This is a genomic window from Rhizobium sp. EC-SD404 (assembly GCF_902498825.1).
In the GTDB taxonomy this organism is placed as follows: Bacteria; Pseudomonadota; Alphaproteobacteria; order Rhizobiales; family Rhizobiaceae; genus Georhizobium.
In genome coordinates this window covers 919,296-933,517 of sequence record NZ_LR701459.1, presented here as the reverse complement: position 1 = coordinate 933,517, position 14,222 = coordinate 919,296, and the positions used below count along the sequence as shown (strand labels likewise).

General features: G+C 62.3%; 11 protein-coding genes. 8 read left to right on the top strand and 3 right to left on the bottom strand.

Translation table 11 applies throughout. From position 1 onward, the window contains the following. Positions 1–18: 18 nt before the first annotated feature. Together GC125_RS05370 and GC125_RS05365 are read right to left on the bottom strand one after the other, a co-directional pair. The gene (locus tag GC125_RS05370) at positions 19–1,896 is read right to left on the bottom strand and encodes a peptidoglycan L,D-endopeptidase MepK (RefSeq protein WP_151984375.1); all 1,878 of its coding nucleotides are present in this window, start codon (positions 1,894–1,896) and stop codon (positions 19–21) included. Between the two features lie 330 nt (positions 1,897–2,226). Next, the gene (locus tag GC125_RS05365; RefSeq protein WP_151984374.1) at positions 2,227–3,789 is read right to left on the bottom strand and encodes a sigma-54-dependent transcriptional regulator; all 1,563 of its coding nucleotides are present in this window, start codon (positions 3,787–3,789) and stop codon (positions 2,227–2,229) included. Between the two features lie 165 nt (positions 3,790–3,954). Here GC125_RS05365 and GC125_RS05360 point away from each other — a divergent pair, with 165 nt between their 5' ends. The 8 genes from GC125_RS05360 to hemH all read left to right on the top strand — a co-directional run bounded on the left by GC125_RS05360 (position 3,955) and on the right by hemH (position 13,155). Then, entirely contained in the window at positions 3,955–5,820 is a 1,866-nt protein-coding gene (locus tag GC125_RS05360; RefSeq protein WP_151984373.1) for a M3 family oligoendopeptidase, read from the top strand. 52 nt (positions 5,821–5,872) lie between these two features. Then, the gene (locus GC125_RS05355; protein WP_151984372.1) at positions 5,873–6,163 is read left to right on the top strand and encodes a CopG family ribbon-helix-helix protein; all 291 of its coding nucleotides are present in this window, start codon (positions 5,873–5,875) and stop codon (positions 6,161–6,163) included. A gap of 3 nt (positions 6,164–6,166) precedes the next feature. Continuing rightward, positions 6,167–6,454 carry a type II toxin-antitoxin system RelE/ParE family toxin gene (locus GC125_RS05350; protein WP_151984371.1) on the top strand — a complete coding sequence of 96 codons (288 nt, stop codon included), beginning with the start codon at positions 6,167–6,169 and terminating at the stop codon, positions 6,452–6,454. Continuing rightward, positions 6,451–7,353 (top strand): heme-dependent oxidative N-demethylase family protein, encoded by a 903-nt coding sequence (locus GC125_RS05345; protein WP_353617100.1) that lies wholly within the window; start codon positions 6,451–6,453, stop codon positions 7,351–7,353. Before GC125_RS05350 ends, GC125_RS05345 begins: the two co-directional genes overlap by 4 nt. A 108-nt stretch (positions 7,354–7,461) precedes the next feature. Next, positions 7,462–8,907 carry a homospermidine synthase gene (locus GC125_RS05340; RefSeq protein WP_151987589.1) on the top strand — a complete coding sequence of 482 codons (1,446 nt, stop codon included), beginning with the start codon at positions 7,462–7,464 and terminating at the stop codon, positions 8,905–8,907. A gap of 196 nt (positions 8,908–9,103) precedes the next feature. Further along, positions 9,104–9,487 (top strand): outer membrane lipoprotein Omp10, encoded by a 384-nt coding sequence (gene omp10 / locus GC125_RS05335; protein ID WP_151984370.1) that lies wholly within the window; start codon positions 9,104–9,106, stop codon positions 9,485–9,487. A 196-nt stretch (positions 9,488–9,683) separates the two neighbouring features. Continuing rightward, on the top strand, positions 9,684–11,927 hold the full coding sequence (locus GC125_RS05330; RefSeq protein WP_151984369.1) for a 5'-nucleotidase C-terminal domain-containing protein: 2,244 nt from the start codon (positions 9,684–9,686) through the stop codon (positions 11,925–11,927). 163 nt (positions 11,928–12,090) lie between these two features. Further along, a complete protein-coding gene (hemH, locus tag GC125_RS05325; protein ID WP_151984368.1) occupies positions 12,091–13,155 on the top strand; it encodes a ferrochelatase in 1,065 nt (354 codons plus the stop codon). 72 nt (positions 13,156–13,227) lie between these two features. Here the strand turns inward: hemH and GC125_RS05320 are convergent, their stop codons facing one another. After that, complete coding sequence (locus GC125_RS05320; RefSeq protein WP_151987587.1) at positions 13,228–14,217, bottom strand: KpsF/GutQ family sugar-phosphate isomerase; 990 nt, start codon at positions 14,215–14,217, stop codon at positions 13,228–13,230. Between the last annotated feature and the right edge of the window lie 5 nt (positions 14,218–14,222).

Sequence of the window (14,222 nt, the reverse complement as noted above, 5' to 3'; positions counted from 1 at the left end):
GTCAGTGGATGACCTGGATTACTGCTGCGCTTGGAAGCGCGCGACGCTCAGGAAGTTCACGGCGGCACCGGTGAAGCGATTGGCCTCGACGGTCTCGGCCGAGAACCCGGTGGTGTAGACGACTTCGGGGGCGGCACGCAGCTGCTTGTCAACGAAGCGCGGCGACTTGACCGGCTGCGAAACGCTGGCGAGGCGGGTGTGGTCCAGCGCCCAGCTCGATACCATCGTATCGGTGAGCTTCGGCTCGGTACGGATCGCCCGCTTGGACGTGCCGGTTGCTTCGCGCTCCGTCGGACGCGATCCCTTGAGCGGCGTTGCGCCCAGCGATGCGGCCATGCGGTTGGCGAGGCTTTCGGGCTCGCCCGTGGCGGTATCGTTGCCGCTCGACGCGCTGGAACCGGTGGATGCGTCGCTTGCCGCCCGTGGCGAAGGCGTGAGCGAAGCGACCCGGATCTCGTCGGGAGCTGCGATCGGCGCCGGGATTTCGGCGACGGCTTCGGCCGCGGGCGCTGCTGCCGAGGCAGCTGCACCAGTTGCAGCGGCGACGGTGCCCTGCCCGGTGGCGGCAGCGATAGCCGCGATCTCCGGACGTGCGACCGGTGCCGGCACCAGAGCGGTCTGAAGTGCGGACGACGATGCCTCGTTCGGCGTCGCATTCGACGTCTCAGGGGTCGCCTCGGCCATCAGGATGTCGGTGACTTCCTGGCCATCGAAGGCAGGCGCGTCGTTGGCGGCAAAGACCGAGATGCCGGAGCGATCGACGAATTCCGGAACCGGCACGGACATGCCGGAGAGATCGGCGAATTCACGAACCTCAGGCATTGCCGGTGCTTCCGTCGGCGACGGCGGTTCGACTGCAGCTGCCTGCGGGATTGCGGCCGGCGGCGTGTTGGCGCCATTGGCCGGCAAGGTGGCGTTCGCCATGCTCATGCCAGCTGGCGGCGCGGCTGGAACAGGCGCTGCAGGAACGGGAACTGCCGGAGCCGGTGCAAGCGCAGCCATCTGGGGCTGTGCAACGGCCTCGATCACGGGACGGGCAACCGGCACAGGCGCACGGATCGGAGCAACGCTTGCGATCTGCGTCTGCGGGGCTGCTGCCTGCTGCGGCACGGCGGCCGGCGGTGCACCGCGCTGCGGCGCAGCAGCTTGCGTCGGAGCCGCGATTGCTTCCGCATCTTCGTCTTCGTCGCCATTGTTGCCGAAAAGCATGGCGATCAGGTTGCGGCGACCACCGCCACCCCCAGCACCGTCGCTGTTGCGCGAACCGCCACCAGCAACTGCAATTTCCGAGGCGCCGACGCGACGCTGGTAATCGGCGAGTGCCTGGTCGTAACCGGCCAGCTTGCGGCCATCCGGCGGCAGGTGGATCGTCTTGCCATCCGGGAACAGCGCGATGAGTTCCTGACGGCTCATACGCGGCCAGGCACGAACACTGCCAACGTCCAAATGAATGAAGGGAGAACCCGAATTCGGGTAAAAGCCAACGCCGCCGACCTGAAAGCGCATGCCGATTTCGCGGATCCGTTTGACCGGAACGTCCGGCAGGAAGAAATCCATGGCTTTGCCGAGCGTATGCTGGCTGTTTTTCGCAACACCTGAGGAGCGCGAACGGAGCATGTTGTTGGTGTTGGGTGAACGGTAAGCCGAAACCACGTGGATGTAGTCGCGCGATCCCGAGGCCTGGTAGACTTCCCACATCAGGTCGAACAGACGCGGGTCCATCTTGGTCGGCTCGTTGCGGCGCCAATCACGCAGGATGTTGTTCAGCTGGTTCAGGCCGGCCTGATCGTAACGCCCATTGCGCTTGAACACGATCTCAGCGCGCTCTTTCGTATGGGTGAAATGGATTTTGAGGCTGCGCGTCTGCGCAGACGCTTCGGCTGTGGCGAACGACATGACGGCGACGGCAAAAACCGCGACAAACGCCCAGCGAAGGGATTGAGAGAAGCAGCTCGTCACGGACCGAAGAAGGCCCTGCGCAGCAGCTGCGCTTTCGATGCACCCCGAATTGACTGCCAAAATCATCCCCACAAGCAGGTTCGTTTTTTAGTCAGATCCCCGGTCGCCCCATTCGAAGCTGCAACCGTGGCCCGCCGGCAACAGGGCCGGCCAAGGGTGCAATGTAGTGAATGAATAACTAACAACACCTAAACAGTCAAAGCGATCGCTCCGATTTATCCGGCGACCGCCTCGAACATGGACTGGATTTCCTGCGAAAATCCCCGCTCAGGCCTCTACTTCAATCGCCCGTCCGGCGTCGATACCATAGTCCTTGATCTTTCGGTAGAGCGTCGACCGACCGATTCCGAGACGGCGTGCGACCTCGCTCATCTGTCCCGAATAGAACTGCAGCGCGAAGCGAATGACTTCTTCCTCGACCTCGTTGAGGGTGCGCAACTCACCGTCGTCGCCGATCGAATTGATCGTTCCGCGGGCGACGCTGCCTGTCTTGGCAGTTCCTCCGAGGTCGGCGAGCGAGAGGCCGCTTGCGATTCTTTGCTGGCTTTCGGCAAAGCCGCGCTGAAGCGGCACGTCCGGCATGGAGAGCGACGGCGCGTCAGACACCGCGACGCGCTGGCCCGCGCCAGCCTCGCGAACGTCGTAGCCCGGCAGCTGCGCCGCGATCTGCGGAAAGAGATCGGGCGTCAGAAGCCCGTCGTCACAAAGCACCACGGCCCGGAACACGGCATTCTCGAGCTGCCTAACATTGCCCGGCCAGTCGTAAGCCGTGAGCATCGCAAGCACTTCGGGGCTGATCGACACGGGTCCGCGAAGGCCATGCTCGCGACCGAAGCGATCGGCGAAGCTGCGGACAAGCATCGGAACATCTTCTTTGCGATTGCGCAGCGGCGGCACGGTGATCGGGAACACGTTCAGCCGGTAGTAGAGGTCTTCGCGGAAGCGGCCCGCCTTCACCTCTTCGATCAGGTTCTTGTTGGTCGCGGAGATCAGCCGCACATCGACCTTGGCGCTCTGGCGTGCGCCGACGGTTTCGATCTCGCCATCCTGCACGGCGCGCAGCAGCTTGACCTGAATGTCAGGCGACAGATCGCCGATTTCGTCAAGGAACAGCGTGCCGCCGTTGGCTTCCATGAACTTGCCGCGGTGCTTCTCCGTGGCGCCCGTGAAGGCGCCGCGCTCGTGGCCGAACAGCACGCTTTCCACCAACTTGTCGGGAATGGCCCCGCAATTGACGGTGACGAAGGGCTTGTAGCGACGATCGCTGGCGCGCTGGATGGTGCGGGCGATCTTTTCCTTGCCGACACCCGATTCGCCTTCGATGACGACCGGGATCAACGATGCAGCGGCCCGCTGCGCCAGGTGCATGACCCGCTCCATTGCAGGGCTTGCCGAGACCATTCCAGTACCGGGATCCATGCGGAAGCCCGCATGGCGCTCCTCGCTTTGGTCGACCTTGAGCGCGTTGCGGATCGAAACCGCCAGACGCTCAGGTGCCACCGGCTTGACCACGAAATCGAAGGCCCCTGCCCGCATGGCTTCGACGACCGTTTCGATGCCGCCATGGCCGGTCTGCACGATCACCGGCACCTCTATGCCGGATTGCGTCATGCGCCGCATGACCTCCAACCCATCCATGCGCGGCATTTTGAGATCCAAAACGACGATGGCGATCGGATCGCGCGTCGTCGTCAGGAACTCCAGCGCGATGTCGCCATCCTCGGCCATGAAGGCGTTGCCGCCCATATGTTCGACGGCGGCCTTCAAAAGGCGCCGCTGGACGGGATCATCGTCGACGACGAGGACATTGGGGCTTGCTGTCTGGTCCATGTTCGCTAGGACTCTTCTCTTGAAGGATCGGACGCTCGACCAGAGAGTCCCACAGGAGCTTCAAGATCAGCTTGCCGGAAAGGCTCGCATTTTAACGGTCGCGTTTCAGAACGGCGCAAACGGCGTCACCCTGCGCCAAACCGTTTCATTGGAGGACATCTATCGATGACGAATGTCGTGGCGAAACAAGTGTCTAGAGCGACCGAAGCGGCAGCGGCGCGACGTCCTGCAGCCGATCTCGGCGCATTGCCGACCTGGCAGCTTGCGGATCTTTATCCAAGCCCGGACAGCGACGCCCTCAAAGCCGATGTCGCTCAAGGGCTTGCCGATGCGCAAGCCTTTGCCGCGCGCTGGAAAGGCAAACTCGGCGAGGCAGCCGGCAAAGACGGCGACGAGGGTCTCGGCGCGGCGATCGCCGCCTTCGAGGCAATCGAAGAGCGGTTGGGGCGCATCATCTCCTATGCGGGGCTTTTGTATTTTTCCGACACCAGCAACCCGGCGAACGCGAAGTTTTACGGCGACATGCAGGCGAAGCTGACCGATGCCGGTTCGCATCTCCTCTTCTTTTCGCTGGAACTGAATGCCATCGACGATGCGCAGGTCGATGCGGCCATGGATCGGGACCGGCTGACGGGTCACTACCGCCCCTGGATCGTCGATCTGCGGCAGGACAAGCCTTACCAGCTGGAAGAACGCATCGAGCAGCTGTTCCACGAGAAGGCGATGACGGCCGCCGGCGCCTGGAACCGGTTGTTCGACGAAACAATGTCGGCGCTGCGGTTCACGGTCGATGGCGAGGACATGAGCCTCGAGCCGACGCTCAACCTTCTGCAGGACCATGATCGGGCGAAGCGCGAAGCGGCGGCCAAGGCGCTTGCCGAGACCCTCGGCGCCAATCTCCGGACGTTTTCGCTGATCACCAACACGTTGGCGAAGGACAAGGAAATCTCTGACCGCTGGCGCGGTTTCGAGGACATCGCCGACCAGCGCCATCTCGCCAATCGCGTCGAACGCGACGTGGTGGACGCGCTCGTGGAAGCCGTCCGGCGTGCCTATCCCAGGCTTTCGCACCGCTATTACGCCATGAAAGCGAAATGGCTCGGCATGGAGCAGATGGAGTTCTGGGACCGCAATGCGCCGCTGCCGGATACGCCGCAGGCGGCCATCGGCTGGTCGGAAGCGCGCGATACCGTACTCTCGGCTTATGCGGGCTTCGCGCCCGAGATGGCGGAGATTGCCCAACGCTTCTTCGACCAGAACTGGATCGATGCGGAAGTGCGGCCGGGCAAGGCGCCGGGCGCATTCGCTCACCCAACCGTCCCATCCGTTCACCCCTACGTGCTGGTGAATTACATGGGCAAGCCGCGCGACGTGATGACGCTTGCCCACGAACTCGGTCATGGCGTGCACCAGGTGCTGGCTGGTCGGCAGGGCGCGCTGATGGCCTCGACGCCGCTGACGCTTGCCGAAACCGCATCGGTCTTCGGCGAAATGCTGACCTTCCGCGCGCTTCTCGACAAGGTGAAGGACAAGCGCGAACGCAAGGCGATGCTCGCCCAGAAGGTGGAGGACATGATCAACACGGTCGTGCGCCAGATCGCCTTCTACGAGTTCGAGCGCAAGGTTCACGCTGCGCGCCGCGAAGGGGAGCTGACGGCCGAGCAACTTGGCGAATTGTGGCTATCGGTGCAAAGCGAAAGCCTGGGACCGGCGATCCGGATTTCAGAAGGCTACGAGACCTACTGGGCCTACATCCCGCACTTCATCCATTCGCCCTTCTACGTCTACGCCTACGCGTTCGGCGATTGCCTCGTGAACTCGCTTTACGCTGTCTACCAGAATGCGGAATCAGGCTTTCAGGAGAAGTATTTCGAGATGCTCAAGGCAGGCGGCACGAAGCATCACTCCGAGCTTCTGGCCCCCTTCGGCCTCGATGCGTCCGACCCCGCCTTCTGGGACAAGGGCCTGTCGATGATCGAAGGGTTGATCGACGAGATCGAGGCGCTGGAGCGGGAAGAGCAAGCGCTTTGACGGTCTCACTGATCCGTCTTACATTGTCATACAGTATAAGACGGAGGATGTGATGTCGGACGAGACTTCGATGCTCTCGATCAGGTTGCCCAACGATCTGCGCGACGAAATCGACCGCGTTGCAAGGCAACAGCACCGATCGCGCTCCTTCGTCGTGAAGGAGGCGATCAACGCCTATGTCGAGGAACAAAGGGCATATTACGCGGCTATCGATGAAGCTCTTGCCGAAGCCGATCGAGGCGACGTTGTGGATGGTGCCCCTGTCGTCAACTGGCTTCAAAGCTGGGGAACCCAGACGGAGGGTGATTTGCCCGACGGCGAGCAATCAGATCGACCCCGCTAGACGGTGAGGGTCGAATTCACGCGGGTCGCCATTCGCGACCTCGAGTCGCTCCACCAACATATCGGCGCCGATAATCCGGTCGCCGCGCGACGGGTTGCCGACCGTATCCTCAAAGCAGTCGAGGTCATCGTCAAGAATCCTGGGATCGGAAGGCCGATCGATCGCAGCGATGTGAAAGAATGGACGATCCCGGGACTTCCCTACGTGGTTCCGTATCGCGCTTCGAACGATAAACTTGAAATCCTGCGCGTCTTCCATGTCAGGCGCAGACGACCGGAACATTGGCTGTGATCAACCACGCTCCCGCCCACACCCCCTATGACGGGTCCGCCGAGCCCTTCACGATCGGCTTGCGCCAACTCGATCCCGCCGACTGGATCGAAGTCGATGATCGGCTCGCTTCCTATCTCGCTGAGAAAGATCGGCTCGAAAGCGAGCACCCGTCCCGCGTGTTCATGGAGACGCCGCAGTCCCGGCACGCTCAAAACGAAGTTCTGGCGATGCTTATGGCGTATCTGCCCAGCAGTTTCCCGCATGTCTATCGCCTCGACGGCAATCGGATGGGCGTCGGCGTCGATCGCGTCGTCGATCTTGCCGACACATCCGTGCCGCCATTGAAGCGGGCTTCACGGCTTGTGCAGGAAGACCTTGTCACTATGGAAAAGGTCGATGATGCGTGGCGGTTGACGGCCGCATCGCTTTCATTTCCTTCGTCATGGTCCCTCGCCTCGAAATTCAATCGGTCGATGGACGAGATCCATGCGCCGGTTCCCGGGTTTCAAGCCGGGACGCGCAATGCAGAACTCATCGTCCGGATGTTCGACAATCTTCGGGTAGAGCGTCCCGTCTGGCGCCTGAACTGGTCTATCTACGGCGACGACCAGCTGCATCATCCCCGCTCGCAGCCCTATGATGGGGCGCCGTTCGTCGATCCGCTCGCGGCATTCATTCGGGTGGAGCGGCAGACGCTGCGCAAGTTGCCCGAGACCGGCGGCATCGTTTTCACCATTCGCATCTACGTCGATCCGCTCGCAGCGCTGCAACGACACGGCGATCGCCCTCGTCTCGCTGCGGGGCTGCGCCGTCAACTTCAGTCGCTGCAGGAGACCGAGCTCGACTACAAAGGCCTTCGGTTGCGGCGCGACGAACTCGTCAACGCGCTCCAACAGCTGGAGACGGTCGAGGGGTAAAGTCGCCTCGCCCTTTATTGTGACGGGAAAACATGCTTTAGCGCGGTCCAACAGGAACAGATGGACGCGAATGCCGCGTCCGGCCATCGCGCTCAGGAGCAGCTCACCATGTCAGGCAAGGATTATCCCGTTTACGGCGATATCACGGGACCGATCGTCATGCTCGGTTTCGGATCGATCGGGCGGGGCACGCTTCCTCTCATCGAGCGGCATTTCAAATACGACAAAAACCGCATCGTCGTCATCGATCCGCGCGACGACAATGCCGAAATTCTCAGCAAGCACGGCGTCAAGTTCATCCAGTCGGCCGTGACCAAGGAAAACTATCGCGATCTCCTGTCACCGCTTTTGACGGAAGGCGAAGGCCGTGGCTTCTGCGTGAACCTGTCGGTCGACACCTCGTCGCTGGATCTGATCAAGCTCTGCCGCGAGCTGGGCGTTCTTTATATCGACACGGTCGTCGAGCCCTGGCTCGGCTTCTATTTCGACAAGACCGCCGACAATTCCACGCGCACCAACTACGCGCTTCGCGAAACGGTCCGCGAGGAAAAGCGCAAGAACTCCGGCGGTATCACTGCCGTATCGTGCTGTGGCGCCAACCCGGGCATGGTCTCCTGGTTCGTGAAGCAGGCCGTGGTCAACCTGGCCAATGAGCTCAATGTGGAGTTCGAAGAGCCGGAAGCAGCCGATCAGCGGGGCTGGGCCAAGCTCATGAAGAAAGTCGGCGTGAAGGGCATCCACATCGCCGAGCGCGACACGCAGCGCACCAAGAACCCGAAGCCGATGAACGTCTTCTGGAACACGTGGTCGGCGGAAGGCTTCATCTCGGAAGGCCTGCAGCCGTCCGAACTCGGCTGGGGCACGCACGAAAAGTGGAAGCCAAAGAACGCCAAGAAACACAAGTCCGGCTGCAAGGCCGCGATCTACCTGGAACAGCCCGGCGCCAACACGCGCGTGCGCACATGGTGCCCAACTCCCGGCGCACAGTACGGCTTCCTCGTCACGCACAATGAATCGATCTCGATCGCGGACTTCTTCACGCTGCGCGACAAGAAGGGCGAGGTTTCCTACCGCCCGACCTGCCACTACGCCTATCACCCGGCCAACGATGCCGTTCTTTCGCTGCACGAAATGTTCGGCAATGGCGGCACCCAGCAGCCGAAGCTGCACGTGCTCGACGAGGACGAACTGGTCGACGGCGTCGACGAACTCGGCGTGCTGCTCTACGGCCACGACAAGAACGCCTATTGGTACGGCTCGCGCCTGTCGCTCGAGGAAACCCGCGAACTGGCACCCTACCAGAACGCTACGGGCCTGCAGGTGACCTCGGCGGTGCTCGCGGGCATGGTCTGGGCGCTCGAGAACCCGGAAGCCGGCATCGTCGAAGCCGACGAGATGGACTACAAGCGCTGCCTGGAAGTCCAGATGCCCTATCTCGGCCCGGTCGAAGGGCATTATACCGACTGGACGCCGCTGGAAGGCCGGCCGGGCTTGTTCCAGGAAGACTTGGATGAGAGCGATCCCTGGCAGTTCCGCAATATTCTCGTACGCTAATCGGACGCTGCGGCGCGCACTTGCATAAGACGATTGCGCGCTGCATCCTCGGCCATAGGCTTCAGCACGGCAGGACTGTGGCGCAATCGCCACAGAGCCAAAGCCTTGCAGAAGCACAGGAACCAACATGGCGCACGCGCATTCGCCACAGCGGGGGCTAACGACAAGCCCGCTATCAACGGGAGACATAAATTACATGAACCGCCTCGTCCGCATTTCATCCATCGCCGGCCTGGCTGCACTTCTGGCAGCGTGTCAGTCGGTCAATTACGGTCCGGCTCCCGTGCTGCGCGAGGCGCCGCAACCGCGCGACCAACTGCAAGGCACCTGGGTCGATCCGAACGGCATCGTTTCGAGCTTCAACAGCGGTCGATTCGAGACACGAACGACCGACACGAACAGCCTGCTGGCCGACGGAAACTACCAGTACCGCTCAGATCGCCTGGTCGAAATTCAGTTGACCTCGCGCGTTCGCGGCACGACCTCCACGGTCAACTGCGCGATCGTCAGCCCGACGCAGTTGAACTGCACTTCGGACGCCGGCGCGCAGTTCTCGCTTGCCCGCCAGGCTGTCGGCTGAACGACGTTCTCCTAACCGGCGCCGCATAGGCGCCGGTTAACTCTCCCTGAGACTTCGCCGGGATTTTGGTCGGAGCGCCTGTTCTTTGCGCTTGCGCTCGTTTGGCCATGATGAAACCATTGGCCGCATAAGCTGTCATAAAAGCCATGTACCAAGCTGGCAGCAAGCAGCGGGATCAACAGGGAGCCTATCTTTCATGTCAAAATTCTTTCGCCGCGCGGCGATTTCGGTCTCTGCGCTCGCCCTTTCCGCGGGCGCGGCCCATGCCGATTTCACCCTCGACATCCTGCATATCAACGATCTGCACTCGCGTATCGAGGCGATCAACTCGTCGGATGCGACGTGTTCTGCAGAGGATGCCGAAGCCAACGAATGTTTCGGTGGCGTTGCGCGGCTGAAGACGAAGATCGACGAGCGCCGCGATGCGCTGACCGGTGAAGGCGCCAACGTGCTCGTGCTGGACGCAGGCGATCAGTTCCAGGGTTCGCTGTTCTACACGACCTACAAAGGCGAAGCCGAAGCCGAGTTCATGAACGCGATCGGCTTCGACGCGATGGCGATCGGCAACCACGAATTCGACGATGGCCCGGAAGCCCTGGATGCCTTCATCGAGCAGGTCGACGTTCCGCTTCTCTCCGGAAATACGGTCGCAGCCGAAGGTTCGCTGCTGGCCGGGAAATACGAGCCCTATCTGATCAAGGAGCTTGGCGGCGAGCGCATCGGCATCGTCTCCGTTCTGGCCACAGACACGGACGAGACCTCCTCGCCTGGCGACGACATCACGTTCGAGGACGAGATCGAATATCTGACCGGTGCGGTCGAAGAGCTTGAAGCCGAAGGCGTCAACAAGATCGTCCTTCTGTCGCATGTCGGATATGTGCGCGATCAGGAGATCGCCGCTGCCGTGGACGGCATCGACGTGATCGTCGGCGGTCACTCGCACACGCTCCTGTCCAACACCGAAGAAGGTGCAGCTGGCGCCTACCCGACGATGGTGGCCAACCCGTCGGGCACGGACGTGCCGATCGTGCAGGCCTATGCCTATTCCAAGTATCTCGGTGAACTACGCGTCGAATTCGACGACGAAGGCAACGTCACGTCGGCATCCGGTGATCCGCACCTGCTCGATTCATCGGTCGAGCCCGACGCGGAAGTCGCGGCGCGCGTGACCGAACTTGCCGAGCCGATCCAGGACCTGATGCTGGAGCGCGTCTCCGAAACGACGACCGCCATCGACGGCTCGCGCGAAAACTGCCGTGCGGGCGAGTGCGAAATGGGCAATCTCGTTGCCGATGCGATGCTCTGGCAGACGGCCGATCAGGGCGTGCAGCTCGTCATTCAGAACGGCGGCGGTCTTCGCGCCTCGATCGACGAAGGCGAGATCACGATGGGCGACGTGCTCGGCGTGCTGCCCTTCCAGAACACGCTGGCGACGTTTGGACTTTCCGGCGCGGGCGTCGTTGCTGCACTGGAAAACGGCCTCAGCCAGTATGAAGAACAAGCAGGCCGCTTCGCCCAGGTTGCCGGCATGCGCTACACCTTCGATGCCACGCAGCCGGCCGGAAGCCGCGTCGTTTCGGTCGAAGTCGCCGACGGCAATGGCGGCTTCGCGCCGATCGACGAGGCAGCGACCTATCTCGTCGCCACCAACAACTACATGCGCGGCGGCGGCGACGGCTACGAGATGTTCGCGACCGACGGCGAGAACGCCTACGACTACGGCCCGGGCCTCGAGCAGGTGGTTGCCGACTACCTGGCCGAGAACGAGCCTTACGAGCCGTTCCTCGAAGGCCGCATCATCGACGCCAATGCGTCCGACGCTTCTACACCTGCAGACGAGACGGCCGCTCCGGTTGAAGAGGAAGCAGTTGCTCCGGCTCCGGCCGAAGAGATGACCGCAGAGCCCGCCTCGGAAGCCGAGGCGCCGACCGAAGAGCCGGTCGCACCGGCAGCCGAGGAGGCGATGGAAACCGAAACACCGGCGACCGAGGCCCCTGAAGCTGAGGCCCCTGAAGCTGCTGAAACGACCGAACCGGAAGCTCCGGCTGCGGAAGCACCGATGACCGAAGAGGCCGCACCTTCCGAGATGCCGGCCGAGATGCCAGCGACCGAGGAAGACGCAGCGGAAACGATGCCTGCTCCGACACCTGCCCCGTCGGCACCGGCTGACGAGCCGGCCGAGCCTGCGGACATGGCCGAGGAAGCACCTGCTGCTACGCCGGCGCCGATGGGACCGGAAGCAACCGAGGAAGCTGCCCCGGCCGCCGATGATGCCGGTGAGCGCACCCACACGGTCGCCCGTGGCGACACGTTCTGGGATATCGCCGAGGAATATTACGGCGACGGCATGATGTGGCAGGCCATTGCCGACGCAAACCCGTCGCAAGAGGCGCGCGATCTGGACATCGGCACCGAGCTGGTGATCCCGGCTCAGCCGTAATCGCGGTCGAAAGTCCCTGAAACACCAAAAGCCCGGATCCTCGTATCCGGGCTTTTGTTATGCAGTCGTTTCATGCGACAAATTGGAATGATTGAAAATTGGCGCGTCGCCTTTATGTGAGAGGTCATTCCAGGTGGATGCCGAGACAAGGGTCGCCCCAACCATGAACAAGCACGTCAATCTCGATTTCGATGTGGCAGATCCTGCCATGACGTTGCCTGCGGACCACCCGCCGGTGAAGCTCGGCAAGGTGGGCGTGTTGCTGGTCAATCTCGGCACGCCCGATGCGACCGACCCGGTCTCCATGCGGCGCTATCTGAAAGAGTTTCTCACCGACAAGCGCGTCATCGAATGGCCGAAGGCGCTCTGGTACCCGATCCTGTTCGGCATCGTGCTCAATACCCGTCCGAAGCGGGTCGGCAAGGCGTACGAGGAAATCTGGAACAAGGAGCTCGATGAGAGCTACCTGCGCACCTACACGCGCAACCAGTCCGATAGCCTTGGCGCTTCGCTCGCGAACCACCCGAACGTCCATGTCGACTGGGCAATGCGCTACGGCAAGCCGTCGATCGCCGAACGCATCGACGCGTTGAAGGCGGAAGGCTGCGATCGCATTCTGGTTTTTCCGCTCTATCCGCAATATTCGGCGACGACGACCGCCACGGTGAACGACAAGGTGTTCGAGGCGCTGCTCGCGATGCGCTGGCAGCCGGCGATCCGCACGGTGCCGCCCTACCACGACGATCCCGTCTATATCGACGCCATCGCGACCTCGATCGAGAAGCATCTGGCGACGCTCGATTGGGAACCGGAAGTCGTGCTCGCTTCCTTCCACGGCATTCCGCAATCCTATTTCAAGCGCGGCGATCCGTATCACTGCCACTGCATGAAGACCGGGCGTCTGGTGCGCGAGCGTCTCGGCTGGACGAAGGACCGGTTCCGGCCGACCTTCCAGTCACGCTTCGGGCCCGAGGAATGGCTGCAGCCCTATACCGACAAGACAGTCGAGCAGCTCGCCAAGGATGGCGTGAAGCGCATCGCCGTCCTCAATCCCGGGTTCGTCTCGGACTGCCTGGAAACGCTCGAGGAAATTGCCGGCGAGGCGCATGAGATCTTCGAGGAGCACGGCGGCGAAAAGTTCACGCATATTCCATGCCTCAACGATTCAGAGGATGGGATGCGGGTGCTCGAGAGCGTCGTTCGGCGCGAGTTGCAGGGCTGGATCTGATCTAGCACCTTCATGATCACTGATTTGAAGAACAGGCGCCGGGCTTAGCCCAGCGTCTGTTTTTTGTGTCGGTCAGGCCGCGCCGACGCGCAGCAGATCGTGGAAATGCACGATGCCGACAGGGCGACGGTTCTCATCGGTAACGAACAGCGCACTGATGTTGTGATCCTCGAGCAGCGCAAGAGCGCTTCCCGCAAGCACTGAACTCGCAACCGTCTTCGGATTGACCGTCATCATCTCCTCGACGAGGAGACCGCTCAGGTCACGCGCCAAATTACGCGCAAGGTCGCCATCGGTGATGATGCCGACCAGTCCACCGCCCTCGCCCACGATGCCGACGCAGCCAAACCGCTTTTCGGACAGCTTGGCGACTGCTTCAGGAACGCCGGTACCGATCGGTACCAGCGGCAGACGATCGCCGCTGTGCATCAGGTCTGAAACGTGGGTCAACATCGAACCAAGCTTGCCGCCCGGATGGAAGACGCGGAAATCATTGGCGGTGAAACCCCGTGTTTCGAGGAGTGCGATGGCCAACGCGTCGCCGAGCGCGAGCTGCATGATCGTCGAGGTCGTCGGCGCCAACCCGTGGGGGCAGGCCTCCTGCTCTTTCGGCATGATCAGCGCCACGTCGGCTTCCTGGGCAAGCGTGGACTCCGCGCCCGAGGTCAGTCCGATCAGCGGAATGCGGAAGCGCTTGGCGTAAGCGATGATCCCGCGCAATTCGGCCGTTTCGCCGGACCACGACATGGCGATGATCAGGTCGTCCTGCGCGATCATCCCCAGATCACCGTGATTGGCTTCAACGGGATGCACGAAAAAAGCGGGGGTGCCCGTGGAGGCGAGCGTCGCCGCGAGTTTGGAGCCGATGTGCCCGCTCTTGCCGACGCCGGTGACGATCACGCGACCCGTCGCCGCTCGGACGTGCTCGACGGCCTCGCGGAACCGGTCGCCGAGGCCGTTGGCCAGCGCGGCCTGCAATGCGGCCAGGCCGGCACGTTCGATCTCGAGGGTTCGTAGCGCCGAAGCGGTGATTTCGCTTCGAGCATCCTGTGTTTGGGTCATCGACA